Source organism: Arthrobacter sp. P4_H3 (assembly GCF_056400885.1).
Map to the genome: position 1 here is coordinate 69,660 of NZ_JBFUKK010000016.1, position 24,238 is coordinate 93,897.

Below are 24,238 nucleotides of genomic sequence, written 5' to 3' on the forward strand. Positions count from 1 at the left end.
ATTTGTCAAGAACTTTTTTACCGTCGGTGATGAGTTCGCCGGAAGAGTTCGAGGGGTGAGTTCGCCGGAATGGTGCGGGATCGCCGGAAGATTCCGGCGAACTGGCACGGTTCCGGCGAACTCGGCGCCGGCTGACGGCGAACTCGGCGCCGGAAGGGGACGCCGAAAGGGGACGCCCGGCATCGCAAAGTAGAATGGACCGGTGATGCAATCCCCCCTCCCCGTACGCGACGGCGTGAACGCGACCCGCCTGCGCCTCCCGGACGAGGGGCCCTGGGACACCGCCATGGACTACATGATGCACCGCTGGGGCCACATCGACCCGCAGGGCATCGAGGACCGTTTCGACGCCGGCGAGATCGTGGGCGAGGGCGGCGTCCCACTGGACCGGCGCACCAGGCTCGAGGACCACACCTTCATCTGGTACTACCGCACCCTGCCGCCGGAGACGCGGCTGCCGGTCGAGCTCAGCATCCTGCACCAGGACGACCACATCCTCGTGGTGGACAAACCCCACTTCCTGCCCACCACCCCGGGCGGCACCTACATCCAGGAGTCGGCCCTGGTACGGCTCCGGAACCAGCTGAACCTCCCCGACCTGATCCCCATGCACCGCCTGGACCGGATGACGGCCGGCATCCTCCTGCTCTCCACCAACCCGGAGACCCGCGGCAACTACCAGGTCCTTTTCGAAAAACGCGAGGTCCAGAAGGAGTACGAGTGCGTGTCCGCCGCGGAACCTGCCGCGGGACATCCCGCCGTCGACTTCCCGGTGGTGGTGCGGAACCGCATGACCAAGTCCCGCAGTTACCTCCTGGCGGAGGTCATCGACGGCGAGCCCAATGCGGAAACCCGCATTGAACTGCTGAAGACGTTCGACGCCGGCACTCACGCAAGCGAACCGACGCGCCGGGGGCTGTACCGGCTTGAGCCGCACTCGGGTAAGACCCACCAGCTCAGGGTCCACATGGCCTCGCTGGGGCTGGGCATCGTGAACGACGCTTTCTACCCCGACCTGCTGGACAAGGCACCGGACGACTACGACAGGCCGCTCCAGCTCCTGGCGCGCGGGATCCGCTTTGTCGACCCCATCACCAGGGAGCCGGTGGAGTACCGCAGCAGGCTTCAGCTCAGCGAAGCCCCAGCCTGAGCCGGCTGTCCCTTGCCGCCGGTGAAAATGAGGTAACTTGTGGCCATGGACCTGGCCAACGCCGACACCTGGGGAGCGGCGATCTATTTCTGGATCATCCCCGTCGTCCTTGGCGATGCCGTCTTCCCGCCCATCCCCTCCGAAATGGTGGTGATCACGGGCGGCGCGCTCTCCGCGGAGGGCCGCGCCAACTTCCTGCTGGTGGGCCTGCTGTCCGCCGTCGCCTCGTGGATCGGCGACGTCGTGGTGTTCCAGTTGTTCAAGCGCCGCCTCAGCCACGTCCTGGACCGGTGGCGGTGGGGCCGTAAATTCCACAGCGGAATCCACTCGGCCATCGCCAAGGCAGGGCGTTCCACCACGTACGGCGCCATCATCGGCGTCCGGTTCATTCCGGGAGGCCGGCTCGCGACGTCAGCCGCGGCGGGCATCGCCGACGTCACCACCCGGGCGTTCAGTTTCTGCGCCGCGGTGGGCGCCGTCCTCTGGGCCACCTACCTTGTGGGGCTCGGCTACTTCACCGGCTCCGCGACCAAACTGCCGTTCTGGGCCAGCTCGCTGATCGGCGTCGCCGTCGGCCTGGTGATCGGCGGGGTGCTGGGCATTATTGTCACCCGCCGGCGCGGCAGCCGGTCGCCCGTGGACGAGCCAACCGATGACATCCGCCCCGATACCTCACCGACCTGACGCGGCACCTTCACGCTAGACGGGAGCCCAGCGGCCACGGCTGCGGCGGAGCACCAAAAGTGCGCCCGTCACCGCAACGCGTTCGACGGCGTCGCGCATCATTGCTGCCGATTCGCGCGCTTGGTTGTTCTCACCGCTGAACTCCGTTGCCTCCACCAGGAAGCGGAGGTTCAGTTCCGGCACTCCGCCCGCGATTTGGAGCTGGTTCGATTCCACGTGGTGCCGCGTTCCAAGGGCCTCGACGGCGGCAGCCATCACTGCCTCGGGAGCGTTTCCAGGCTTCAGCCCGGTGATCTTGAGTCTGGTCTGGAACGAAGGCATAAAACAACCCTAGCGTCAGCGCGAACCGGCAGGTAACACCCGCAAATCAGCGTCCATAGGGCATTAGCTGCCAGTTCGCGCTAGCCGCCGGGGGAAGTGTCCGTGTCGCGGACCGGGGCGGCCCAGCGTTCCTCGATGTGCCCGAACCGCCACACTCCCAGCGCCAGGATCCACGTGCAGACGAAGAGTGCGACGACGGTGTATCCGACCGCGTCCAGGTCGATGCCGCCGATGGCTGCCAGCGGGCCCGAGCTGATCCCGGCGCGTTCCACGAGGAGGGAAATCAGTTCGATGGAACCGATCCCCAGTGCGACGGCGACGGACAGGGCCGTGATGACGATGTTGTAGTAGACGCGGCGGACCGGCCTCGACAGGGCCCACCCATAGGCAAAATTCATGAGGCAGCCATCCAGCGAGTCCAGCAGGCTCATGCCCGCGGCGAACAGGATAGGAAGCGTCAGGATCGCGTACCAGGGCAGCGCCGAAGCGGCCGCACCGCCGGCGAGGATCAGCAGGCTGACCTCCGTGGCGGTGTCGAACCCCAGCCCGAACAGCAACCCCACCCCGTAGACCTGCCACGGACGACTGATCAGCCGGGTGGCCCGCCCGAACACCCGGTACAGCAGCCCCGGTGCCGCCGACTGGGCGGCGAGGGCGGCCGCACCGCCGTCGTCCCTTCGCATCCGCAGCACCGACTTGATGATGCCGCGCAGCACGGCCAGGTTCAGGATGCCGATGCATACAAGGAACAGCCCCGAGACGGCGGTCCCCACAAGCCCCAGGAAGGCGTGAAGGTCAGCCGTCCCGTCCGCAGTCCGGTCAGCGAGGCCCCGGATCCCGGCCGCCAGCAGCGCGCACAGGCCGAACACCACACTTGAGTGGCCCAGCGAAAACCAGAAGCCCACGGACATGCTGCGCCTGCCTTCGGCGCGGAGCTTGCGGGTGATGTTGTCGATCGCGGCAATGTGGTCGGCGTCGAAGGCATGCCGCAGGCCCAGCGTGTAGGCCGCCACACCAAGACCAACGCCAAACGCGCCCGTTGAAGCGGCAGGGAGGTTTCCCGGGGCGACGACGCCCGCCAGCACTCCCCAGCCAAGGACGTGAAGGACGGCAACGAACGCGGCCATGCCGCCGATCGAGGCCCATTCGCCGCCCGACAGGGCACGGGTTGCGCCGCGGATTCGGCCCGGACGCGCAGCCTCCGGTTGCTTCATGGTCCAGCCTCGGGTTCCATCTGCGATTGAACTGCCATGGTGACTTCGCTGCTTTAGCGGAAGTATACGCCGGTGTCAATCGGGGTGGTTGCGTTTTACCCGGGGCGAGCCTATCTTGGCAGGAAGGAGTGCCGATCATGCACGAACTCTCTATCACGCAGAGCCTGATCGACGCCGTTCTCGACCGTACCGGAGAACGGACAGTCACTGCGGTCAACCTCCGGGTAGGGCCGTTGTCCGGTGTCCTGCCGGACGCCATGCGGTTCTGTTTTGACGTTGCGTCCGCTGGCACTCCGCTCGAGGGTGCGAGGCTCATGATCGACGAACCGCAGGGCCTGGCCCGCTGCCGGAGCTGCGACGACGAATTCGAACTGGCCGACCTGATCCTGCTGTGCCACTGCGGAAGCGCGGACGTCGAAGTCCTCCGCGGCCGTGAACTCATGCTGCTGTCGGTGGAGGTGGCTTAGCAAATGTGTACAACGTGCGGATGCGGCGATGAGGCCAACACCAGGGTTTCTGCACTGCAGGAACCGGCGGTGTCTCTCCTTCAGGAACCTGCGACGTCCGTCCATCCGCACGAGCACGCGCACGCGCACGAGCACGAGCACGGCCATGACCACGGGGACGGACACGCACACGAGCACGCGCACGAGCACGAGCACGGCCATGACCACGGGGACCACCATCCCGAAACCATCCCGCTGGAACAGAACCTGCTGGCCAAGAACGACCTGCTGGCGGCACGGAACCGGGGCTGGCTGGAAGGCCGGGGAATCCGGGCATTCAACGTGATGAGTTCACCCGGGGCGGGCAAGACCACCCTGCTGGTGCGCACCCTGACGGACCTCGGGGACCGGCTGCGGGCCGGGGTCATCGAAGGCGACCAGGAGACGTCCCTCGACGCGGACCGCATCCGCGCCGTGGGACGGCCGGTCATCCAGATCAACACCGGGGCCGGCTGCCACCTTGACGCCGACATGCTCCGGCGCGGCCTGGACGCCCTGGATCCGGAGACCGGGTCCACGGTGTTTATCGAAAATGTGGGCAACCTTGTCTGCCCGGCGCTGTTTGACCTTGGTGAAGCAGCCAAAGTAGTGGTCGTTTCCGTAACGGAAGGTGATGACAAACCGCACAAATACCCGCACATGTTCATGGCAGCTGACCTGGTGATCGTCAACAAGGCGGACCTGCTCCCCTATGTTGATTTCGACGTCGACGGTTTCCGGCGCCGCACCCGGCAGATCAACCCGCGTACCGAATTCCTGGTCCTTTCGGCCACCACCGGCGATGGCCTCGCCGGCTGGTATGACTGGCTCGGCGGCACCAGTTCCCGGTCATCCACCTTGACTGAACCCCTGACAGACACACTGAGCCCGTAAGGGCCTTCGAAAGAGGCAACGATGCCTACCGAAACTTCACTCAAGGCCGAAGAAGCCCTTATTCACGTGCTATGGATCAACGCAGGGCTCAGCTGCGACGGCGATTCCGTGGCCCTGACCGCGGCCACCCAGCCCAGCGTCGAGGAGATAGCCCTCGGCGCGTTGCCGGGCCTGCCGCGGATCGCGATGCATTGGCCCCTGATCGACTTCGAGTGCGGTCCGCAGGAAGGGGCCGACGACTTCCTGGAATGGTTCCGCAAGGCGGACCGCGGCGAACTGGAGCCGTTTGTCCTGGTGGTGGAGGGCTCCATCCCCAATGAGAAACTCCACGATCCCGGCGGGTACTGGTGCGGCTTCGGGAACGACCTCGAGACGGGCCAGCCCATCACCACGAGTGAGTGGCTGGACCGTCTGGCGCCCAAGGCCACGGCCATCATCGCGGCCGGTACCTGCGCCACGTACGGCGGTATCCACGCTATGGCGGGTAACCCCACGGGCGCCATGGGAGTGCCGGACTACCTCGGCTACGACTGGAAATCCAAGGCCGGAATCCCCATTGTGTGCGTCCCGGGCTGCCCCATCCAGCCGGACAACCTCTCCGAAACCATGACGTACCTGCTGTACCAGGCCACGGGCCAGGCACCCATGATCCCGCTGGACGACGCACTGCGGCCAACGTGGCTGTTCGGCAAGACCGTCCATGAGGGCTGTGACCGGGCCGGCTACTACGAACAGGGCGACTTTGCCACGGAATACGGCTCCCCCAAGTGCATCGTCAAGCTGGGCTGCTGGGGCCCCGTCGTCAAGTGCAACGTGCCCAAGCGCGGCTGGATGAACGGTATCGGCGGCTGCCCGAACGTGGGCGGCATCTGCATCGGCTGCACCATGCCGGGCTTCCCGGACAAGTTCATGCCCTTCATGGATGAGCCGCCCGGCGGGAAGCTCTCAACGAGCGCCATCCGCCCCTACGGCTCGGCCATCAGGGCTTTGCGCGGAATCACCACGCACACGCTGGACCAGGAACCCAAGTGGCGCCGGCCCGGACCCGAGCTCCTTACCGGTGCCAAGCGCACCTGGTAGCCACCCCCTTCCAGACAGGTGAAGAACATGACCTCAACGATTCCTATGCCTTCCGGAAGCGGAACGGGCAACAACAATCTGGTGGAGATGGCGTGGGACCCCATCACGAGGATCGTCGGCAGCCTCGGCATCTATACCAAGATCGATTTCGCGAACAACCAGGTGGTGGAATGCAAGAGCACCTCCTCGATATTCCGCGGCTACTCCATCTTCATGAAGGGCAAGGATCCGCGGGACGCGCACTTCATCACCAGCCGCATCTGCGGTATCTGCGGTGACAACCATGCGACATGCTCCTGCTATGCGCAGAACATGGCCTATGGTGTGAAACCGCCGAACCTGGGCGAGTGGATCGTCAACCTGGGCGAGGCCGCCGAGTACATGTTCGACCACAACATCTTCCAGGAAAACCTCGTCGGCGTGGACTATTGCGAAAAAATGGTGTCCGAAACCAACCCCGGCGTCCTTGCCAAGGCCGAAAACACCCGGGCCCCGCACGAAGGCGAGCACGGCTACCGCACCATCGCGGACATCATGCGCTCGCTGAACCCCTTCACCGGGGAGTTCTACCGGGAGGCACTGCAGGTCAGCCGCGCCACCCGCGAGATGTTCTGCCTCATGGAGGGCCGCCACGTGCACCCCTCCACGCTCTACCCGGGCGGTGTGGGGACTGTGGCCACGATCCAGCTGATGACGGACTACATCACCCGGCTCATGCGGTACGTGGAATTCATGAAGAAGGTCGTACCCATGCATGACGACCTCTTCGACTTCTTCTACGAGGCCCTGCCCGGCTACGAACAGGTGGGGCTGCGCCGCACGCTGCTGGGCTGCTGGGGCTCCCTGCAGGACCCCGACTACTGCAACTTCGAGTACAAGGACATGACCGAGTGGGGCCGGAAGATGTTCGTGACCCCCGGTGTGGTGGTGGACGGGAAACTCGTCACGACGGACCTGGTGCGGATCAACCTTGGCATCCGGATCATGCTCGGGTCCTCCTACTACGAGGACTGGGAAAACCAGGAGATGTTCGTGACCCATGATCCGCTGGGCAACCCGGTGGACCGGCGCCATCCCTGGAACCAGCACACCAATCCGCGGCCGCAGAAGCGGGACCTCTCGGAGAAGTACAGCTGGGTCATGTCCCCGCGGTGGTTCGACGGCGAGAACAACCTGGCGCTGGACACCGGCGGCGGCCCGCTGGCCCGTTTGTGGTCAACTGCCCTGGCCGGGCTCGTGGACATCGGCTACATCAAGGCCACCGGCAGGAGCGTCCAGATCAACCTCCCCAAGACCGCGCTGAAGGGCCCCGCGTCCTTCGAGTGGAACATCCCGCAGTGGAGCAACACCCTCGAACGCAACCGGGCCCGCACCTACTTCCAGGCCTACGCCGCGGCCGCTGCGCTGCACTTCGCCGAAAAGGCCCTGGAGGAGATCCGCGCCGGGCGCACCAAGACCTGGGAGACCTTCACGGTTCCCGATGAGGCCATCAGCTGCGGCTTCACGGAGGCCGTACGCGGCGTCCTGTCCCACCACATGGTGATCCGGGACGGGAAGATCGCCAACTACCATCCCTACCCGCCCACCCCTTGGAACGCGAGCCCCACAGATTCGTCCGGAACCGCCGGACCCTATGAGGACGCCGTGCAGGGGCAGCCGATCTTCGAGGAGAACGACCGGGAGCATTTCAAGGGCATCGACATCATGCGGACCGTCCGCAGCTTCGACCCGTGCCTGCCCTGTGGTGTCCACATGTACCTGGGCAACGGCCAGACCCTCGAGAAGCTGCACTCCCCCACCCAGACCCTGACCGGCGAGTGAGAGCCATGCCTGGCGACGACCGGCCGCGGCAGGCCGGCGACAGGATCGAAAGCCTCCTCGACGCCCTCGGAGCCGGCGGGGCGGTGGCCCGCGGCCGGGCGGAGGAGCTGGTGCGCCAGGTGACTGATCTGTATGGCTCCGGATTGGCCCGGATCCTGGAAATCCTGGACGACCGCGGCCGGCTGGACGATGCAACACTGGAGGCACTGACCGCGGACCAGCTGGTATCCAGCCTGCTGGTCATCCACGGGCTGCACCCCCAGGACCTGGAAACACGGGTGACCGCTGCACTGGACAGCGTCAGGCCCTATCTGGGATCGCACGGCGGCAACGTGGAGCTTCTGGACGTCAGCCCGGAAGGTGTGGTGCGGCTGCGGCTGCTCGGCACCTGCCAGGGCTGCCCGTCGTCGTCGGTCACGCTTAAGTTCGCCGTCGAGGAGGCCATCCAGTCGGCGGCACCGGAGGTGACCGACATCCGGGTGGTGGAGCAGGAAGCCCGCTCGGCCACTCCCGCCGTGATCCCGGTGGACGCGCTGCTGGTCCGGTTGAACCACCCGGACGACGGCGGCACGGCGGGCGGCGCTGGCGGCGCATCGGGCACGGCCGGCGGCGCGCCCGCCCCGGGCGCTCCGGGCCACTGGCAGGAACACACCCCGGGATCCTGGGAAGCCGTGCCCGAGATCGCCGCCCTGGAACAGGGCGAAGTTGCCGGCTTTATGGTGGGGGGCTACCCGGTGCTTGCGTGCCGGACCGGGCAGGACCTCTACGCCTACCGCGACTATTGTCCCCGCTGCACCGGGTCCATGGCGGGGGCCTCGCTGCAGCGCGCCCTGGCCGGCGCGGTGGGCGGCGGCCTGCTGCGCTGCCCCGCCTGCCGTGCGCATTTCGACGTCAGGCAGGCCGGCTCGTGCCTTGAGGACAGGGCCCTGCACCTGGATCCGCTGCCGCTCCTGGTGCGGGCAGGCGTGATGTCCGTGGCCGTGCCGCTCGTCTCCAGCCAGGACGCCTGAAATGACGGCCCCTGGACTGCCCCCGGGACAGGCCGGTGGAGCCGGCCGGACAAGCGGAGCCGGAAGCCAACCAGGAACCGGCCGGACACCGGGCGGCGGACTGCCGGTCGCCCTGCTCCGACGGATCGCTGCGCAGCCTCCTGCTGCTCCGGCCGGCGAGCGCTGCGAAATGTGCGGCGAGCCCATCGCGGAGGCCCACCAGCACGTGGTGGACGTCGAAAGCCACGCCATGATGTGCACGTGCCGGCCGTGCTACCTGCTTTTCACCGACAGCACAGCCCATCTCCGCTACCGTTCGGTGCCGGACCGGTACTTCTCGTTTCCGGACTTCGAGCTGGGCCCGGGCCAGTGGGACGAACTGGAAATACCCGTGGGCCTGGCCTTCTTCTTCCGCAGCTCCAAACTCGACCGGACGGTCGCGTTCTACCCGGGCCCGGCCGGCGCCACCGAGTCCGAGCTCCCGCTCGACGCCTGGGACGCCGTGCTCGCCCGCAACCCTGCCGTGGCCCTCGCCGCCCCCGACACCGAGGCGCTCCTGATCCGCGGCCCCGGACCGGACCGGCGGCAGGCAGACTGCCACCTCGTCCCGGTCGATGCCTGCTACGAACTGGTGGGCCAGCTCCGCCGCCGCTGGCGGGGGTTCGACGGCGGGCAGGAGGCCCGCGACCAGCTCACCGCCTTCTTCGAAAATGTCAGCCGGCGCAGCAAACCGGTGCATGAGGACTCCCGCGAGTCCGTCCCGGGGGGCCCGCAATGACCGGGCTGGCGTTCACCGTCGTCGACATCCAGCCGGAACCGTATGCCGCGGCTCCGCAGCTGACCGCCCGGCTCAGGCTGACTGAAGCCACCGGCACCGCCGTCCACGCCATTGCCCTGCGCTGCCAGGTGCGGATCCTGCCGCAGCGCCGCGGCTACGCGGAGGAGGAGGAGGCGGGGCTGCTGGATCTCTTCGGCGACCGCGGCCGCTGGCCCAATACCCTCAAGTCCTTCCTCTGGATGCAGTGCAGCACCATGGTGCAGGGCTTCGCCGGCAGCGCCGAGGTGGACCTGCCGCTGCCCTGCACGTTTGATTTCGATGTTGCCGCCGCCAAGTACCTCAATGCCCTGCGGGACGGCGAGATCCCGCTGGAGTTCCTGTTCTCCGGCACGGTCTTCACCAAGGGCCAGACCGGGTTCGGCGTGGAGCAGGTTCCCTGGGATCTCGAGGCGTCCTACCGGCTCCCCGTGTCCGCCTGGCAACGGCTGATGGACGTGTACTTCCCCAACGCAGGGTGGATCCGGCTGGACCGCGGCGTCCTGGCGGCCCTGTCACAGTACAAGTCCGCGCGCGGCCTGACGTCCTGGGAGGCCGCCGTCGAATCGCTGCTGGCAACCGCGGCATCCGGCGTGGGCGGAGAGCGGCGGCCATGAACATGAGCCTGAGCCTCGCCCGTGCAGTGGCCGATGCGGTCCTCTACGAGGGCTACCTCCTTTACCCGTACCGTGCGTCCTCGCAGAAGAACCAGTCCCGCTGGCAGTTCGGCATCCTGGGCCCGCCCGGCGCCGCTGAGGCCGGTTCCGGGGAAGAGCCCGAAATGTTTGCCGACTGCCTGCTGAGTCCGGGGCCGGATGCGGAGCTGGAGCTCCACCTCCGTTTCCTGCAGCTTCAGGCGCGCACCGCGGAAACAGCCGACGACGGCGGCAGCTTCCGTCCGGTGGAGGAGCTCGCCGTCGGCGGCTCCCGCTGGCTGAGCTGGGACGAGGCAGTCGAGCAGGAAATCACCCTTGGGCCGTTCGCCGTGGCCCGGCTGCGCGACGGCGATGCGCCGCTTGTGCTGCCCGTGGACATCCCCGCAGGTGAGGACGTGGAGGAACTCAGTGACGACGACGGACTGCCCGCCGGACGGCTGGTGCGCCGCCGCCGGGCACTGCACGGCGAAGTGACGCTCAGCGCCACCGGCACCACTTCAGCCGCCGCCGACGGCGGGCTGGTGCGGCTGCGTGTCTCGGTGGCGAACACGGCCAGGCCGGGAGCGGAACCTCCGAACCGGCAGGAGGCGATCGCCACATCGTTCATCGGCGCGCACGTGCTCCTGAGCCTGCGCGGCGCGGACTTCCTGTCGCTGCTGGACCCGCCGGACCGGGCAAAGGACGCCGCCGCTGCATGCACCCAGCACCGCTGCTGGCCCGTCCTGGCAGGACCCGAGGGGCAGACGGACGTGCTGCTGGTGTCGCCGATCATTCTGTACGATCACCCGGCTGTGGCACCGGAGAGCTCGGTTGCCCTGTTCGACTCGACGGAAATTGACGAGATCCTCACCCTGCGCGTGCTGACACTGACGGACGAGGAAAAGGCCGAGGCCCGGGCAACGGATCCGCGCGCCGCGGCGATCATCGACCAGTGTGAAGCCATGTCGGCGGAGGAACTCCAGCAGCTGCACGGGATCCTGCGCAACCCGCACGCTGCGGACTTCCCGGACACCTTCACCAACACCGGCGGCGAGCCGGATCCGCCCGCCTGGTGGACCCCGGAAGCGGAGGCCCTGGTCCAGCCGCACATGGATGCGGTCCTGATCCATGGCGTGCCGGTTGCCCGCGGGAGCCGGGTCAGGGTCAACCCGAGCCGCCGGGCCGACGCCCAGGATCTCTTCTTCGCCGGGCAGACCGGGCGGGTCACCAGCGTCCATTTCGACGTCGACGGCAGCACGCATGTTGGCCTGGTGCTCGAACAGGACCCGGCGGCGGACCTCCATGAAGGCTACGGACGGTCCTTCTACTACGCGCCCGAGGAACTTGAACCTCTCGAGGATGGAAAGGGAAACCCGCTATGAGGACTGTAGGAATAGCCACGGTGGGCCTGCTGGTGGCTCTGGCGCTCGGCGCCGTTTACGTCGGGATCCGTTCGGTCCCTGACATCCGGCGTTACCTGAAAGCGCGGCGGATGTGACCGTCCTCGTGGCAGGCGTGGGCAACATTTTCCTGCACGACGACGGCTTCGGCCCGGAAGTGGCCCGCCGGCTGGCCGCTGACGCCGACCGGACGGTTCCGGGCGTGCTGGCCGTGGACTACGGGATCCGCGGCATGCACCTCGCCTACGACCTGCTGGCCGGTGTGGACGTCCTGGTGCTGGTGGACACGGTCCCTCCGGCCAGCCCGGAGGCCACGGCGCCGGGCAGCATCAGGGTGCTGCGGGTGGGCCGGGAGGACCTGGACGGTACCGCAGCCCTCGATCCGCACGGCATGGACCCGGTGGCAGTGCTGGGGCGCCTTCGCTCGCTCGGCGGCGAATTGCCCGCCACCTTTGTGGTGGGCTGCGTGCCCGCCGACGTCTCCGAGGGGATCGGCCTGAGCGCCGCCGTGGCGGGGGCCGTACCGGAGGCGATTGACGCCGTCGTCGACCTCATTTCGGAACACAACCTTGTTTCCGAACGCAATCGTGTTTCGGACCGCAACCGGGAGTGAGCAGCATGTGCCTAGGAATACCCGGTCAGGTCATCGAGCTGCTGGAGGGCTACGGGAACCAGCTCGCCCTGGTGGACGTGGCCGGTGTGCAGCGGAAAATCAACATCGGCCTGCTGGACGAGGGGCCGCTGGAGCCGGGCACCTGGGTCCTGATCCATATGGGGTTCGCCCTGGAGCGGGTCGATTCCGCGGGCGCGGACCGCGCCATGGACGGCCTGGAGCTGATGGGCCGGCCCAGGGACTTTGACGGCGACGCCGGCTGACGCCGATCGCAGCCGGCGCCGGCAGGCGGCGAACCACCACAACCAGAACAAGGAGGACACGATGTCACCGACGAATCCGTCCAACGACAGTGATGCGGCAGGTACCGCCCCGGGAACGGCCCGCGCCTTCGGGAGCGAGTCGCCGCTGAAGGAACCCGCGCAGCCCGGATCCGACGAAACCCCCGAAGACGCGGCGATGGCGCCCGACGGCGTAGGAGAGAGCACAACGCGCCGGGGCGAGGACGTGGTCAAGGAGGAAGGGAAGGAACCCGGCCGGGAAGAGACCGGAACGGACGCCACCCCTGCCGGACGTCCCGCCGGCGAATCCTCTCCGCGGGACTCCACCGGAGTCAAAACCCCGGAGGACCCGGACACGGCCGCGCCGCAATCGCCGTAGCCTGCAGCCGCCGAAGCCTGCGGTCAGCGGGGTTGCGGCCTGTCCTTAGCGCCGGGCGTCAGCCGTGGCGCTCAAGGGCGATCGCTGCTCCGCGGTGTTCGACGCCGTTGTTGGCGATCCGGAGATGGCGCGCCGTGAAGTGCTGCAGCCGCTGCAGCTGGCGCGGGGAGAGCCGGTCGCACACCCAGTCCCAGTGCAGCGACACCACATCACCTGCTGCGAGTCCGTCCACGAATCCGGTCCCGTTCACGGCGTGCTTGGCCGTCTCCACCACGGGCTCGCCCACCGCCAGCGCGGCACCGTCCCACACCAGCGGCCGGGACCGCACCACGGCGTCGTCGCCCGCGACCGCCAGCACCTCGCCCCACCGGATCCGGCACCGGTCCAGCACGTTCAGGGCCGTGGCGTGACGGCGGTCGTCGTGGAGCAGCCCCAGCCACGGGTAGATCTCAAAGACATGGAAGCTGTGGTGCGGAACCCCGCCGGCCAGGACGCCCTCGGCCAGGTGCGGGAACTGGCGTCCCGTGCGGGCCCGGAACCGGTCCTCCATGGAGTTGCCGATGTTGGTGATGCCCACCGAGTCCAGGAGGCTGTTTCCCACCCAGTACGCCTCCACCACGCGGGGGTCGAGGGGGTCGGTTATGCCGTTGGTGCCGGCAATTAGCTCCAGGTAGGGCCACGCGCCGGCGAAGCCCTTGGCCAGCTCGCGGAGTCCCTGGTCCGTCACACCGGACTGGCCGTAGTGCAGCAGCGCGTCACTGTCCGGGGGTCCGCAGCTGCCCCGGGAATTGGGCGGGTAGGCGTACCGGACAAACAACAGGGCACCGTCGAGAACCATCATCTGGCCACCTTCTGCAAAAGGTTCTTTGAACGTAGCACCGGCCCCCTGCGCCGACAAGGGGGCCGGAACTCCGCTGCCGTTGACAGCCTCGGCCGTCGGGCGGATCCTGTGAAGAACCTACGCACAGGGGGTCAATCCATGCGAGTCGACGATCTAAACCGCCGCACCGTGCTCCAGGTTCTTGTGGCGGGCGGCTCCGCAGCCCTTCTCGCCGGATGCGGGGCCGCCGGCGCCCCGCCGGCTGCGTCCCCCGTTGCCTCCGGGAGCGGATCCCCGGGCTCCGCCAGTGCAGGTCCCATCAGCATTACAGACCAGCGCGGCAAGACCCTCACGTTCGCCAGGCCGGTGACGAGGGCGGTGACCATCCCGATGCCGGCGGCATCGCTGCTGGTGGCCGTGGACCGCAGCGCCGAGCACCTGAGCGCCATGCACAACGCCTCATGGGTGGCGATGCGTGACGGCATCCTGGGAACCGTGTTCCCGCAGGCGCTGGAGCTGCCGCACGAAATCGCGACCCAGGACTTCAACCCCAATGTGGAGAGCGTGCGGGCCCTGGACCCCGACGTCGTGGTGCAGTGGTCCGACTCCCAGCTGGTCGAGCCCCTGGAGAATGCCGGCCTGACCGTGCTCGGACTCAAGAACACAGGCAAGCAGGAGGACGTGGACGCCTGGATTGCGATGTTCGCCGCGATGCTGGGCAAACCGGAACGGGCCACCGAAATCAAGGAACGCAGCGACAAGGAGCTCGCCGGGATCAAGGAGGCCGCGGCCGGGCGTGGATCCGCGGGACCCGGCATTCTCTACTTCAACCGGTTTACCGGCGGGCTGAAAGCCGCCGCCGCGAACACCTACAACGACTTCTACATCAAGCTGGTGGGCGGAACCAACCCTGCCACCGGCCCGGACCCGCTGCCCGGCACCGGAATGGTGGGCCTGGACGTGGAACAGGTCCTCAGCTGGGATCCGGAAGTCATCCTGCTGGGCAACTTCGACCAGGCAATGCCGCAGGACATCTACTCAGACCCGGTGTGGCAGAACATCTCGGCTGTCCGTTCACGGCGCGTCTACAAGGTGCCCCTCGGAGGGTACCGCTGGGATCCGCCGGGCCAGGAATCGCCGCTCATGTGGAACTGGCTGACCGATATCGCCTTCCCGCAGGAGCACTCCGGGCTGCGCGGCAAAACCAGCGAATACTTCCAGTTCCTCTACAACCACGAGCCCACCGACAAGGAGCTGGACAGGATTCTCTGGACCGCTGAGAACAGCGACTCCGCCAACTACCACCAATTCAATGCTGGATGAAACCAGCTCAGTGCGACTGACCCGCCGTGGCCCGCCTGCCGGCCGGGCCGCACGGCGGTCGGGCCGCGGTGAACGGCGCAGCCCCCGTGTGGGTCGCGGAAACGGTGTGGGCCGCGGAAAAACAGCAGTCGTGGGGCCGATCGCCGTCGCCGCCGTGCTGCTGACCGCCGTCGGGCTCATGGCGCTGGCCGTGGGCCGCTTCAATGTTCCGCTCTGGCACGTGGTCCAGATCCTTGCCGCGCAACTGGTGCCCGTCCCGCTTGAGGCGAGCCAGACGGAGCAGAACGTGGTCCTGCTGGTCCGGTTGCCGCGGATCCTGCTCGCCCTGCTGGTAGGCGGCGGGCTGGCAATCGGCGGCGCCGCCCTGCAGGCCATTTTCCGCAACCCGCTGGTCAGCCCGGAGATCATCGGAGTCTCCGCGGGGGCGTCCTTCGGCGGCGCCCTGGCCCTGCTGCTCGGGCTGGGATCCTTCCTGCTGGTCACGGGTTCGTTTCTCTTCGGCCTCGTGGCGCTCGGACTGCTGTTCCTGATCACCTCGGGCCGCGGCGGCACACCCATGCTGATGATCGTGCTCGGCGGCGTGGTCACAGGCTCGTTCTTCTCGGCCCTGGTGGCGCTGGTGAGCTATAGCGCGGACCCCAACACCACCCTTCCGGCAATCGTCTTCTGGCTCCTCGGCAGCGTAGCCACGGCGACCTTCGCGAAGGTCGCGGTGGCGCTGATACCGGTGGTGGGCGGCGCCGTCGTGCTTCTGCTGCTGCGCTGGCGGATCAACGTGCTGTCCCTCGGCGACGAGGATGCGGCGGCGCTGGGCGTCAAACCCCGTCCGCTGCGCTGGGTGGTGCTGGTGGCGGTGGCACTCATTGTGGCCGGGGCGGTCGCAGTCAGCGGCGCGGTCAGTTGGGTTGGCCTGGTGGTACCGCATCTGGCGCGGATGTGGGTGGGCCCGGACCACCGAGTGCTGCTGCCGGTGTCCTTCCTCCTGGGCGGCGCCTACATTGTCCTGGTGGACACTGTGGCCCGCACCGCGACCGCCGGCGAGATCCCGCTCGGTGTCCTCACCGCCCTGATCGGCGCCCCCGTGTTCTTCCTGCTGCTGCGCCGGAACCGGGAGAGGATCTGGGAAAGTGCTTGAGCTCGACGGCGTGGGATTCGGCTACGCCCGGCGGGACTGGGTTTTCCGGGACGTCAGCTTCAGTGTCCTGCCAGGCAGCGCCACCGCGGTGCTCGGGCCCAACGGAAGCGGCAAGACCACGCTGGTCCGCTGCGCGGCCGGGCTGCTGGAGCCCGCGGAAGGAACGGTCCGCCGGGCCGACGGCGCGGGGTACGTTCCGCAGGCCCACGGCAGCGCGTTCGGCTACAGCGCCCTGGACATGGTCCTGATGGGCCGGGCCCGGCAGGTCGGACTCTTCCGGACGCCGGGAACCTCGGACCGGGCCGCTGCTTCGGAGGCGATGGAACGGGTGGGCGTGGCCGGGCTCAGGGACCGCCGCTTCCCCACCCTGAGCGGCGGCGAGCAGCAACTGGTCCTGATAGCCCGGGCCATTGCCGCCGGCTGTCCCGTGCTGGTGCTGGACGAGCCCGCCACCGGCCTCGACCTCAAGAACCAGGTGCGCGTCCTGTCCCTGCTGCGCGAGCTGATGTCCGGCGGCATGGCCCTGCTGCTCAGCACCCACCATCCCGACCACGCCCTGTACCTGGCGGACAGGGCAGTCCTCCTGGGCCGCAGCGGGGCACGGACCGGCCGGGCCGCGGACCTGCTCACCGACCGCGCGCTTTCAGCGCTCTACGGGGTTCCGGTCCGGACGCTCCCCTATTCCGACGGCGGCACTCCCCGCCGCGCCATCGTGGTGCCTTACGGAAACGGCGGGGAAGAAAAAACCTGACCGCCGCCCGGACGCTCTCTCACTTTTCGCGCCCAAACCTCAGACGCTCTCTCACTTTTCGTGGCCAAACCTCAGACGCTCTCTCACTTTTCGTGGCCAAACCTCAGACGCTCTCTCACTTTCCCCAAGAAAGTGAGAGAGTGTCTCGGGAAACACCGCAGAAAGTGAGAGAGCGTCGGTGGTTGGACGCTGGAGGCTATCCCGTGTTGCGGAGGCCGGCGGCTACGCCGTTGACGGTGATGAGCATGGCCCGCTGGAGGCGCTCACTGATCTCCGAGTTGGTGACGCCCTCACCCTCGGCGCGGATGCGCCGCATGAGTTCCACCTGCAGGTAGCTGATGGGGTCCAGGTACTGATCGCGGATCTCCAGGGACCGCTTCAGGGTGGGCTGTGCATCGAGGAGCACGTGCTCGCCGGTGAGGTTCTGGATCTCTGCGACGGTGAGGTCGTATTCGTCCCGGATGGCCCGGAACAGGTGGTGCAGCTCTTCGGGAACCAGAGTGGAGACGTAATAGCCGGCAATGTCCATGTCCGTCTTGGCCAGCGTCATTTCGACGTTTGACACCACCGAGCGGAAGAAGTGCCAGCGGTCCATCATCTCCACGAGCTGTGCCGTGTTGCCGGCTTCCCGCGCGGCCTTCAGGCCGGAGCCGACGCCGAACCAGCCCGGCACGATCTGCCGCGACTGGGTCCAGCCGAAGACCCACGGAATGGCGCGCAGGCCGCCCAGCCCTGCACCGGAGTCCGGGCGCTTGGACGGACGCGAGCCGATGTTGAGGGATCCGAGCTGTTCCACCGGAGTGGACGCCAGAAAGTAGGCCGGCAGGTCCGGGTCGTCGATCAGCGAGCGGTAGCGGGCAAAGGCGGCGTCGGAGATGGTCTCCATGACGTGGCCGTAGCGCTCGCGTTCATCCTCGGACGTCCGCGGGGTGCGGTGCAGGGCGGAACCCTGCATCACGGCCGCGAGCGAAAGTTCGAGGTTTTCGCGTGCCAGCTCCGGCAGTGAGTACTTGTCCGAAATGACTTCGCCCTGCTCGGTGAACTTGATTTCACCTTCGAGGACGCCGTTGGGCTGGGCCATGATCGCATCGTAGGTGGGCCCGCCGCCGCGGCCAACGGAACCGCCGCGGCCGTGGAAGAGCCGCACCCGGACGCCGTGCTTGGCCGCGATGTCCCGCAGCTTCCGCTGGGTCTTGTGGATTTCCCACTGGCTGGTCATCACGCCGGATTCCTTGTTGGAGTCCGAGTAACCGAGCATGATTTCCTGCACGTCGCCGCGGAGCCGGACCAGTTCCCGGTAGGACGGATCAGACAGCAGCTGGTCGACGATCTCGGCGGATCCCCGTAGTTCCTCGACGGTTTCCAGCAGCGGGGCAAAGCCGATCTTGGCATACGGCGCTTCGCCGAAGAGGCTGATGAGGCCCGCCTCGCGGGCCAGCACCGCGGCGGCCAGGACGTCATCGGCACCGCGGGTCATCGAAATGATGTAGGTCTCGATGACGTCCGGGCCGTATGTCTTCAGGGCGCGGCGGATCTCACGGAAGACGTCGTACGTGCCGTCAGCGACGCCGTCGAGCTTGATCGGGTGGCCGGACAGCGGACGGCGGGAACCCAGCTCCGCGCCCAGCACCTCGAGGCGCTCGGGGCGACTGAGTTCGGAATACTGCACGCCGGGGCCACCGAGGCGGTCCATGAGCTGCCCGACGGCGTCATGGTGGTGGTCGGCGTGTTCGCGGATGTCCAGGGTGGCAAGATGCAGGCCAAAGGAGGCGATGGCTCGGCGCACGCGGGCAAGGGCGCCGTCGGCTGCCAGCCCGGCGTGGTGGTTGCGCAGGGACGTCTCCAGCAGGCCAAGCTCGGAGAGGAGCCCTGCAGTGGACGTGTAGTCGCGGCCCGGCTGGTGGGACGAGCCCGCTGCCACCCGCTTGGCCGTGTTGAGGAGCTTGGCCTTGATGCAGGTGAGCTTGAGCCGGTAGGGCTCCTGGGCGTTGAGCTCCAGCACCCGGCGGTCCAGGCCCGGAAGGTTCTTGAGGTCCGCGTCGATCGAGTCCAGCAGTTCCTGGTCCGCCCCGGCCAGCGCCGTGGAGTTGGAGAGGATGGAGATGAGCTCGTCGATCATCGCGATGCTGATGCGGACGGCGTGCTGGTTTTGGATCTGGAGGATCTCGCGGGTGACGGCTGCCGTGACGTTGGGGTTGCCGTCACGGTCGCCGCCGATCCAGGAACCGAAGCGGATGGGGGCCTTCTGCGACGGCAGGGTGACGCCGTGTTCGCCCAGCAGTTCGGACAGGTCCGACAGCATTTCGGGCATGGCATCGGTGAGGATGCTGTTGAGGTAATAGATGGCGTTGCGGGCCTCATCCACCGGAGTGGGCCGGACCTGGCGGAGTTCGTCGGTCTGCCACATCTGGTCGATGACTTCGGCGAGCTGGCGGTCCTGGCGGCGGCGGGCCGAGGTGCCCTCCTCGGTGGAGACGGCCAGCACATCGGAAAGCCGGCGGATCTTGTCCAGAACCGAGCGGCGCGAGGCCTCCGTGGGGTGGGCCGTAAAAATGGGGCGGACGTCGAGTTCGTTGACCACCTGCTGAAGCACGGCCGGGCCGGCTTGGCCGGAGATCTCCTCCACGGCCTTCGCCAGCCAGCCATCCTTTTCCTGGCGGGTCCGCAGCCCGCGGACCCGGTGGACCTGCTCAGCGGCGTTGGCCAGGTGGAAGTAGAACGCAAAGGCACGGACCAAGTCGGTGGCCTGGTCAATGGGCAGGGAGCCGAGCAGCTCACGGACCTGGGCAACGACGTCGTGCGAGCTCCAAGGGCCGGTGGCATCCGCGCCGCCGCGGGCAGCTTCCTTGGATTCCTTGGTCAGCAGCCGGACCTGCTCCACGAGGTCAAGGAGCTCGGGGCCGTGCTGGCGGACCAGCGATTCGCCCAGCAGCGTGGAGACGCGCCGGACATCCGCCCGGAGTTCGGACGCAAGATCGGTGCTGGCGAGGTCTGCGCCTGCGAGATGGGTGCCTGGATTTACTGCAGTGTCAGCCATGGAAACTATCTTTCGAGGGTTCGGACTTGGCTCGTACACTGCGCTGGATACTGTGAGCCGGGTTACTTGTTCCTATGGGATATTACCCGGCCCCGTTGCGGCGTGGGAATCTGTCTCAGATAGTGTCCGTGCCCTTGACGTCCGCTGCCGCCCCTGTTTCAGTGGGCGCCGCAGCCGGCTCTCCGGACTCCGCAGCCGGTCGGCCGGCTGCCCGGATGGTGATCTTTCCTGTGTAGGCCTCGTTGTGGGCGGGGCCCTTCCCGGACTGGGTGGATTCGTGCCGCCGCTGCTTCAGCTCTTCGCGGGCGGCGGCCGCCTCCTCACGGGTGGGGGCGCCGGTGGCGGGGTCGATCATGCCCAGCGCACTCCCCAGCGTTCCCGTGGCCCCCTTGGGGTTCCCGCCGCGCTTCAGGACGGACATCCCGGCCAGGGTGAACCCGGCAATGAGCGCCAGACAAGCCAGGACGGTGAGGACTGCGTCCATGCCCCGGCCGCCGTTTCAGCGGACGATCTTGAAATTGAAGTCGGGCGTGCCCAGGACGCCCCATAGCCGGATCCAGACCGGCAGCATCATTTCAGGGCCCCGGGCAGTGGTGATATCGCCGAGGTCGATGATGTCCTGATGACCGAGGCTCTGCAGCAGGGACGTCACGGCTTTTTTCGCGTCGGCGTCGTTGCCCGAGACGAACACTGAGTGGTCTCCCCCGCCCACGCGGCCGGGATTGACCATCAGTCCTGCAGTCATGGTGTTGAGCGTCTTCACCACCTTGGCCTCCGGGAAAGCCTGCTGGATCTGCTCGCCAAGGCTGTCCGTATTGACGGGGTTCAGCGACGGCGGGAAGCCCTGCGACGGATCGAGCGGATTGGCGACGTCGATCAGGATCTTGCCTGACAGGTTTCGCGTGCCCGCCGCCGCCAGGGCGTCGAGGGAGCCGAGACCGTTGGTCAGATTGACCACCAGCTCGGCTGCCTCGGCGGCGTCGGCGTAGGCGGCGAGCGCCACGTCGACGTGCTGGGCACGCCACTGGGCAAACGGCGGGGTCCCCATGCCGTCAGGGTCCTGCCGGGCCAGCGTGGCCTCGGGGTCGCGGGTCCCGATTACCACTTCGTGCCCCAGTTTCGCCAGGGCCGCCGCAACCGTTCGCCCGGCAAAGCCGGTGCCGAAGACAGCTATTTTCATGGCAGTCACTTCCGTAATCCATTGGGTAGACAACTCTGTCTCATGCGTTCGCCTGGAACGTGTTTTGACGCTACCAGCTGGGCTGACGGGCGGCAATGGACCCGGAGCACGGTGGCGCGCGTCGGAACTGGCCGGAATGTTGCGGGATCTCATGCGGTTGTACCGTGGGCCGTACGCCATCGCCTTGGAGGACCCATGAACACCACCCCTGATGCCCAGCTGGACCGCTGGAACCGCTTCCGCGCCAACCGCAACAAGGCGCTGGCCGGCGAGTACGGCTGGTTGACGCTCACGTCGTTCCAGTGGCTCGAAAGCCAGCCCGCCGCCGTCGACCTCGTCCCCGGGCTCTGGTCAACGGACGGCACGACGGCGTTCCTCACCGCCGGGGCGGCGGACGGGCTGACGCTGGTGGACACCGGCGAAGCCGTGGACGGCACCATTTCGGCCGCGCTGGCAGACGAGGAGTCGCTCATGTGGGTCCAGTTCGGCGGCGGCGACGGGAAGCAGGTGGTGGTGGAACTGGCCATGCGGGCGGACAAGTACGCCATCCGCACCCGGGATTCGCAGTCACCGGTGTTTACGGAGTTCGACGGCGTGCCCACCTTCGAATACCGGCCTGACCTGGTGGTTGAGGCCAGCTTCCATCCCTACCCCGAGCCGGTGGACGTTCCCATCGGCACCGCAAACCCGCTGGTGGACGGCGTGCACCGGTCCGTCGGCGACCTGGTGTTCCGCCTGCCCGGCAAGGACCACGAGTTCCACTTGCAGGCGGAGGAGGAGAAGCTCGGCGCCCTCACGGTCACGTTCCACGACGAAACCAACGGAGATTCAACGGACGAGTGGCGGAAGGTGTCCACGGCCCGGCCCCGGCTTGATCCATCCGGAAACGCATCGGTGATCCTGGACTTCAACCGCGCCATCAATTACCCGAGCGCCTTCACGCCGTACGGGACCTGCCCCATGCCCGTGAAGAACAACTGCCTGGACTACCGCATCGAGGCCGGCGAGAAGGACCCGATGATCGCCGACTGAGCGCGAACGGACAGATAAGCCCCGCCGACTGAGCGCGAACGGACAGATAAGCCCGGCCGACTGAGCGCGAACGGACAGATAAGCCCGGCCGACTGAGCGCGAACGGACACTTGAGGCCCACCCTCCGCGAGGGGCCTCAAGTGTCCGTTCGCGCCTATCCCGGCTAGACGATCGCGGAGACCCCGGTGACGGCACGGCCGACGATCAGGGTGTTGATCTCGAACGAGCCTTCATAGGTGTAGATGGCCTCGGCGTCAGCGAAGATCTTCGCCATCCGGTAGTCCGTGACGATCCCGTTCCCGCCCAGCATGGACCGCCCCATGGCCACCGTTTCGCGCATCCGGGCGCTCGTGTACGACTTCGCCAGCGCCACCTGCGCCATGTCCGCCGTACCGTCCTGCTGCAGCTGGGCGATCCGGACCATCATGCCCATGCTCGCCACGGCATTGCCGAGCATGGTGACCAGCTGCTGCTGGATGAGCTGGAATTTGGCCAGCGGACGCCCGAACTGCTGACGTTCGACGGCGTGCTGCCGGGCGACGTCGAACGCCGCCAGCTGCTGACCCACCGCCTGCCAGGCCACCATGATCCGGGACCCGCGCAGCAGTTCGTTGGTGTCCTCGAAGCTCCCGATGCCGGCGAAACGGTCAGCCTCCGCCACCCGCACATCCCGGAAGACAATGTCCGCGTTCTGCACCGTGCGCAGGGCAATCTTGTGTTCGATCCTGCTCCGGCTGACGCCGGGGAGGGCCGCGTCCACGATGAAACCCCGGATGGCGCCGTCGGCCTCGTCCCGCGCCCACACGAGCATGTAGTCGCAGAACGTCCCGTTGCCGATCCAGCGCTTGGCGCCGTTGAGGATCCAGTAATCGTCGGCTTCCCCGGCCAAGCCGGAAACCCGGCGCGCCCGCGTTTCCATCCCGCCGGCCACATCGGAGCCGTGTTCCGGCTCGGTGAGGGCGAAGGCGCCGGTGGTGCGGAGGTTGGCGGCGTCGTCGAGCAGCCGGGCCTTCTGCTCCTCGGACCCGAACCCGTAGAGGGACTCCACAAAGAGGTCGTGGTGCACCAGGAAAAAGGTGGCGATGGACGTGTCCACCCGCGTCATCTCGGCAATCACCAGGCCCGCGAACAGGTGGCTGTAACCGCGCTGGGCGGGAGCGCTGAGTTCGAGAGCTGCCAGTTTGGGCAGGATGTGGGCGGGAAACTCGGCGTTGTTCCACCACTCGGTGGCGAACGGTGCGATTTCGGCAGCCAGGAATTCCCTCAGCTCCGCCAGCTTCCGCTGTTCCTGTTCGCTGAGCAGCGATTCGAACCCGAAGAAATCGGCCGTGGGCAGTGAATCCACAGAGGTCGCAGCCGCGTCCCGCTGCCCAGGGGCCGCCGCCGGCATCACTTCGGCCCCATCCGGATGGCACCGTCGAGGCGGATGGTCTCGCCGTTGAGCATGGCGTTGTCCACGATGTGCGCGGCCAGGCTGGCGTATTCAGCCGGGCGGCCCAGCCGGGAGGGATGCGGCACCTGCCCGCCCAGCGAATCCTGGGCCTCCTGGGGCAGTCCTGCCATCATGGGCGTTTCGAAGATGCCCGGCGCGATGGTGACCACGCGGATCAGGGAACGGGCCAGCTCGCGGGCGATCGGCAGGGTCATGGCCGCCACGGCACCCTTGGACGCGGCGTAGGCGGGCTGGCCGATCTGGCCGTCGAACGCGGCGACGGAGGCGGTGTTGATGATGACGCCGCGCTCCGGTCCCCCGAGTTCGGTCACGGCGGGCTCGGTGGCGGCCATGGCGGCTGCGGCGAGCCGGATCACGTTGAAGGTGCCCACGAGGTTGATCTGGATGACACGGTTGAAGGTGTCCAGCGGGAGCACGCCGTCGCGACCCAGCACCTTCCCCGGGGTGGCGATGCCGGCGCAGTTCACCACGATGCGCAGCGGTCCAAGGGCAACCGCGGCGTCGACGGCGGCCTGCACCTGGTCCTCGCTGGTCACGTCCGCCGGGACGAAGACTGCGGAGGGGGCCGACGGCACGTTCAGCTCGGCGGCCCGGGCGTTCAGCTCGGCGGCAGCTGCCTCGCCCCGGGACGACGGCAGGTCCACCAGCACCACCGAAGCCCCGGCGTCGAACAGGCGCCCTGCTGTTGCGGCGCCCAGCCCGGAGGCCCCGCCCGTAATCAACGCGACAGTACCTTTGATGTCCATC

General features: G+C 67.6%; 26 protein-coding genes. 18 read left to right on the forward strand and 8 right to left on the reverse strand.

Going from position 1 to position 24,238, the window contains the following annotated elements; genetic code table 11:
* Positions 1–205: 205 nt before the first annotated feature.
* Together AC1DRE_RS18810 and AC1DRE_RS18815 are read left to right on the forward strand one after the other, a co-directional pair.
* On the forward strand, positions 206–1,150 hold the full coding sequence (locus AC1DRE_RS18810; protein WP_476986073.1) for an RluA family pseudouridine synthase: 945 nt from the start codon (positions 206–208) through the stop codon (positions 1,148–1,150).
* 45 nt (positions 1,151–1,195) lie between these two features.
* A complete protein-coding gene (locus AC1DRE_RS18815; RefSeq protein ID WP_476986036.1) occupies positions 1,196–1,834 on the forward strand; it encodes a DedA family protein in 639 nt (212 codons plus the stop codon).
* A 15-nt stretch (positions 1,835–1,849) separates the two neighbouring features.
* Here the strand turns inward: AC1DRE_RS18815 and AC1DRE_RS18820 are convergent, their stop codons facing one another.
* Positions 1,850–2,155: a hypothetical protein gene (locus tag AC1DRE_RS18820; protein WP_476986037.1), complete on the reverse strand. Its 306-nt coding sequence runs from the start codon at positions 2,153–2,155 to the stop codon at positions 1,850–1,852.
* An 80-nt stretch (positions 2,156–2,235) separates the two neighbouring features.
* Positions 2,236–3,369 (reverse strand): Nickel transporter NicT, encoded by a 1,134-nt coding sequence (nicT, locus tag AC1DRE_RS18825; protein ID WP_476986038.1) that lies wholly within the window; start codon positions 3,367–3,369, stop codon positions 2,236–2,238.
* A 137-nt stretch (positions 3,370–3,506) separates the two neighbouring features.
* On the opposite strand from nicT, the gene AC1DRE_RS18830 reads away from it, so the two are divergent.
* The 12 genes from AC1DRE_RS18830 to AC1DRE_RS18885 all read left to right on the forward strand — a co-directional run bounded on the left by AC1DRE_RS18830 (position 3,507) and on the right by AC1DRE_RS18885 (position 12,760).
* Positions 3,507–3,836, forward strand: coding sequence for a hydrogenase maturation nickel metallochaperone HypA/HybF (locus tag AC1DRE_RS18830; protein WP_214952223.1), 330 nt, complete (start codon positions 3,507–3,509; stop codon positions 3,834–3,836).
* A 3-nt stretch (positions 3,837–3,839) separates the two neighbouring features.
* Positions 3,840–4,748: a hydrogenase nickel incorporation protein HypB gene (hypB, locus tag AC1DRE_RS18835; protein WP_476986039.1), complete on the forward strand. Its 909-nt coding sequence runs from the start codon at positions 3,840–3,842 to the stop codon at positions 4,746–4,748.
* Between the two features lie 21 nt (positions 4,749–4,769).
* Positions 4,770–5,828, forward strand: a complete 1,059-nt coding sequence (locus AC1DRE_RS18840) for an NADH-quinone oxidoreductase subunit B family protein (RefSeq protein ID WP_104174018.1) — start codon at positions 4,770–4,772, stop codon at positions 5,826–5,828.
* A gap of 27 nt (positions 5,829–5,855) precedes the next feature.
* The gene (locus tag AC1DRE_RS18845; RefSeq protein WP_476986040.1) at positions 5,856–7,649 is read left to right on the forward strand and encodes a nickel-dependent hydrogenase large subunit; all 1,794 of its coding nucleotides are present in this window, start codon (positions 5,856–5,858) and stop codon (positions 7,647–7,649) included.
* A 5-nt stretch (positions 7,650–7,654) separates the two neighbouring features.
* Positions 7,655–8,659 (forward strand): NifU family protein, encoded by a 1,005-nt coding sequence (locus tag AC1DRE_RS18850; RefSeq protein WP_476986041.1) that lies wholly within the window; start codon positions 7,655–7,657, stop codon positions 8,657–8,659.
* Between the two features lies 1 nt (position 8,660).
* On the forward strand, positions 8,661–9,416 hold the full coding sequence (locus AC1DRE_RS18855; protein WP_476986042.1) for a DUF5947 family protein: 756 nt from the start codon (positions 8,661–8,663) through the stop codon (positions 9,414–9,416).
* The gene (locus AC1DRE_RS18860) at positions 9,413–10,069 is read left to right on the forward strand and encodes a DUF6084 family protein (RefSeq protein WP_476986043.1); all 657 of its coding nucleotides are present in this window, start codon (positions 9,413–9,415) and stop codon (positions 10,067–10,069) included. The genes AC1DRE_RS18855 and AC1DRE_RS18860 overlap by 4 nt, the downstream gene beginning before the upstream one ends.
* Positions 10,066–11,469: a hypothetical protein gene (locus AC1DRE_RS18865; protein WP_476986044.1), complete on the forward strand. Its 1,404-nt coding sequence runs from the start codon at positions 10,066–10,068 to the stop codon at positions 11,467–11,469. Before AC1DRE_RS18860 ends, AC1DRE_RS18865 begins: the two co-directional genes overlap by 4 nt.
* A complete protein-coding gene (locus tag AC1DRE_RS18870; RefSeq protein WP_476986045.1) occupies positions 11,466–11,585 on the forward strand; it encodes a DUF6893 family small protein in 120 nt (39 codons plus the stop codon). The genes AC1DRE_RS18865 and AC1DRE_RS18870 overlap by 4 nt, the downstream gene beginning before the upstream one ends.
* Positions 11,582–12,100, forward strand: coding sequence for a hydrogenase maturation protease (locus AC1DRE_RS18875; RefSeq protein ID WP_476986046.1), 519 nt, complete (start codon positions 11,582–11,584; stop codon positions 12,098–12,100). The genes AC1DRE_RS18870 and AC1DRE_RS18875 overlap by 4 nt, the downstream gene beginning before the upstream one ends.
* Before the next feature lie 5 nt (positions 12,101–12,105).
* Complete coding sequence (locus AC1DRE_RS18880) at positions 12,106–12,363, forward strand: HypC/HybG/HupF family hydrogenase formation chaperone (protein ID WP_364126526.1); 258 nt, start codon at positions 12,106–12,108, stop codon at positions 12,361–12,363.
* Between the two features lie 61 nt (positions 12,364–12,424).
* Positions 12,425–12,760 (forward strand): hypothetical protein, encoded by a 336-nt coding sequence (locus AC1DRE_RS18885; protein ID WP_476986047.1) that lies wholly within the window; start codon positions 12,425–12,427, stop codon positions 12,758–12,760.
* Positions 12,761–12,818: 58 nt separating this feature from the next.
* Here the strand turns inward: AC1DRE_RS18885 and AC1DRE_RS18890 are convergent, their stop codons facing one another.
* The gene (locus tag AC1DRE_RS18890; RefSeq protein WP_476986048.1) at positions 12,819–13,601 is read right to left on the reverse strand and encodes a DUF6390 family protein; all 783 of its coding nucleotides are present in this window, start codon (positions 13,599–13,601) and stop codon (positions 12,819–12,821) included.
* Positions 13,602–13,739: 138 nt separating this feature from the next.
* Between AC1DRE_RS18890 and AC1DRE_RS18895 the strand changes: the two genes are divergently transcribed.
* The 3 genes from AC1DRE_RS18895 (at position 13,740) to AC1DRE_RS18905 (ending at position 16,789) form a co-directional block, all read left to right on the forward strand.
* Complete coding sequence (locus AC1DRE_RS18895; RefSeq protein ID WP_476986049.1) at positions 13,740–14,903, forward strand: ABC transporter substrate-binding protein; 1,164 nt, start codon at positions 13,740–13,742, stop codon at positions 14,901–14,903.
* A 130-nt stretch (positions 14,904–15,033) separates the two neighbouring features.
* The gene (locus tag AC1DRE_RS18900; RefSeq protein WP_476986050.1) at positions 15,034–16,038 is read left to right on the forward strand and encodes a FecCD family ABC transporter permease; all 1,005 of its coding nucleotides are present in this window, start codon (positions 15,034–15,036) and stop codon (positions 16,036–16,038) included.
* A complete protein-coding gene (locus AC1DRE_RS18905) occupies positions 16,031–16,789 on the forward strand; it encodes an ABC transporter ATP-binding protein (RefSeq protein WP_476986051.1) in 759 nt (252 codons plus the stop codon). The genes AC1DRE_RS18900 and AC1DRE_RS18905 overlap by 8 nt, the downstream gene beginning before the upstream one ends.
* A gap of 196 nt (positions 16,790–16,985) precedes the next feature.
* On the opposite strand, the gene ppc is transcribed toward AC1DRE_RS18905, so the two are convergent.
* From ppc to AC1DRE_RS18920, 3 genes are all read right to left on the reverse strand, one after another.
* A complete protein-coding gene (gene ppc / locus AC1DRE_RS18910; RefSeq protein WP_476986052.1) occupies positions 16,986–19,826 on the reverse strand; it encodes a phosphoenolpyruvate carboxylase in 2,841 nt (946 codons plus the stop codon).
* Positions 19,827–19,941: 115 nt separating this feature from the next.
* Positions 19,942–20,310, reverse strand: coding sequence for a hypothetical protein (locus AC1DRE_RS18915; RefSeq protein WP_476986053.1), 369 nt, complete (start codon positions 20,308–20,310; stop codon positions 19,942–19,944).
* Positions 20,311–20,325: 15 nt separating this feature from the next.
* Positions 20,326–21,006, reverse strand: coding sequence for an NADPH-dependent F420 reductase (locus tag AC1DRE_RS18920; protein ID WP_476986074.1), 681 nt, complete (start codon positions 21,004–21,006; stop codon positions 20,326–20,328).
* A gap of 195 nt (positions 21,007–21,201) precedes the next feature.
* On the opposite strand from AC1DRE_RS18920, the gene AC1DRE_RS18925 reads away from it, so the two are divergent.
* On the forward strand, positions 21,202–22,038 hold the full coding sequence (locus AC1DRE_RS18925) for a DUF1684 domain-containing protein (RefSeq protein ID WP_476986054.1): 837 nt from the start codon (positions 21,202–21,204) through the stop codon (positions 22,036–22,038).
* Between the two features lie 163 nt (positions 22,039–22,201).
* Here AC1DRE_RS18925 and AC1DRE_RS18930 read toward each other — a convergent pair whose 3' ends face one another.
* Together AC1DRE_RS18930 and AC1DRE_RS18935 are read right to left on the reverse strand one after the other, a co-directional pair.
* A complete protein-coding gene (locus tag AC1DRE_RS18930) occupies positions 22,202–23,428 on the reverse strand; it encodes an acyl-CoA dehydrogenase family protein (RefSeq protein WP_476986075.1) in 1,227 nt (408 codons plus the stop codon).
* The gene (locus AC1DRE_RS18935) at positions 23,428–24,237 is read right to left on the reverse strand and encodes an SDR family NAD(P)-dependent oxidoreductase (protein WP_476986055.1); all 810 of its coding nucleotides are present in this window, start codon (positions 24,235–24,237) and stop codon (positions 23,428–23,430) included. Before AC1DRE_RS18935 ends, AC1DRE_RS18930 begins: the two co-directional genes overlap by 1 nt.
* Position 24,238 lies beyond the last annotated feature (1 nt).

Bases quoted from the DNA above. Each gene is read 5' to 3' on its own strand.
- AC1DRE_RS18810 (WP_476986073.1), top strand. From the start codon at position 206: ATGCAATCCCCCCTCCCCGTACGCGACGGCGTGAACGCGACCCGCCTG.
- AC1DRE_RS18815 (WP_476986036.1), top strand. From the start codon at position 1,196: ATGGACCTGGCCAACGCCGACACCTGGGGAGCGGCGATCTATTTCTGG.
- AC1DRE_RS18820 (WP_476986037.1), bottom strand. From the start codon at position 2,155: ATGCCTTCGTTCCAGACCAGACTCAAGATCACCGGGCTGAAGCCTGGA.
- nicT (WP_476986038.1), bottom strand. From the start codon at position 3,369: ATGAAGCAACCGGAGGCTGCGCGTCCGGGCCGAATCCGCGGCGCAACC.
- AC1DRE_RS18830 (WP_214952223.1), top strand. From the start codon at position 3,507: ATGCACGAACTCTCTATCACGCAGAGCCTGATCGACGCCGTTCTCGAC.
- hypB (WP_476986039.1), top strand. From the start codon at position 3,840: ATGTGTACAACGTGCGGATGCGGCGATGAGGCCAACACCAGGGTTTCT.
- AC1DRE_RS18840 (WP_104174018.1), top strand. From the start codon at position 4,770: ATGCCTACCGAAACTTCACTCAAGGCCGAAGAAGCCCTTATTCACGTG.
- AC1DRE_RS18845 (WP_476986040.1), top strand. From the start codon at position 5,856: ATGACCTCAACGATTCCTATGCCTTCCGGAAGCGGAACGGGCAACAAC.
- AC1DRE_RS18850 (WP_476986041.1), top strand. From the start codon at position 7,655: ATGCCTGGCGACGACCGGCCGCGGCAGGCCGGCGACAGGATCGAAAGC.
- AC1DRE_RS18855 (WP_476986042.1), top strand. From the start codon at position 8,661: ATGACGGCCCCTGGACTGCCCCCGGGACAGGCCGGTGGAGCCGGCCGG.
- AC1DRE_RS18860 (WP_476986043.1), top strand. From the start codon at position 9,413: ATGACCGGGCTGGCGTTCACCGTCGTCGACATCCAGCCGGAACCGTAT.
- AC1DRE_RS18865 (WP_476986044.1), top strand. From the start codon at position 10,066: ATGAACATGAGCCTGAGCCTCGCCCGTGCAGTGGCCGATGCGGTCCTC.
- AC1DRE_RS18870 (WP_476986045.1), top strand. From the start codon at position 11,466: ATGAGGACTGTAGGAATAGCCACGGTGGGCCTGCTGGTGGCTCTGGCG.
- AC1DRE_RS18880 (WP_364126526.1), top strand. From the start codon at position 12,106: ATGTGCCTAGGAATACCCGGTCAGGTCATCGAGCTGCTGGAGGGCTAC.
- AC1DRE_RS18885 (WP_476986047.1), top strand. From the start codon at position 12,425: ATGTCACCGACGAATCCGTCCAACGACAGTGATGCGGCAGGTACCGCC.
- AC1DRE_RS18890 (WP_476986048.1), bottom strand. From the start codon at position 13,601: ATGATGGTTCTCGACGGTGCCCTGTTGTTTGTCCGGTACGCCTACCCG.
- AC1DRE_RS18895 (WP_476986049.1), top strand. From the start codon at position 13,740: ATGCGAGTCGACGATCTAAACCGCCGCACCGTGCTCCAGGTTCTTGTG.
- ppc (WP_476986052.1), bottom strand. From the start codon at position 19,826: ATGGCTGACACTGCAGTAAATCCAGGCACCCATCTCGCAGGCGCAGAC.
- AC1DRE_RS18915 (WP_476986053.1), bottom strand. From the start codon at position 20,310: ATGGACGCAGTCCTCACCGTCCTGGCTTGTCTGGCGCTCATTGCCGGG.
- AC1DRE_RS18920 (WP_476986074.1), bottom strand. From the start codon at position 21,006: ATGAAAATAGCTGTCTTCGGCACCGGCTTTGCCGGGCGAACGGTTGCG.
- AC1DRE_RS18925 (WP_476986054.1), top strand. From the start codon at position 21,202: ATGAACACCACCCCTGATGCCCAGCTGGACCGCTGGAACCGCTTCCGC.
- AC1DRE_RS18930 (WP_476986075.1), bottom strand. From the start codon at position 23,428: ATGCCGGCGGCGGCCCCTGGGCAGCGGGACGCGGCTGCGACCTCTGTG.
- AC1DRE_RS18935 (WP_476986055.1), bottom strand. From the start codon at position 24,237: ATGGACATCAAAGGTACTGTCGCGTTGATTACGGGCGGGGCCTCCGGG.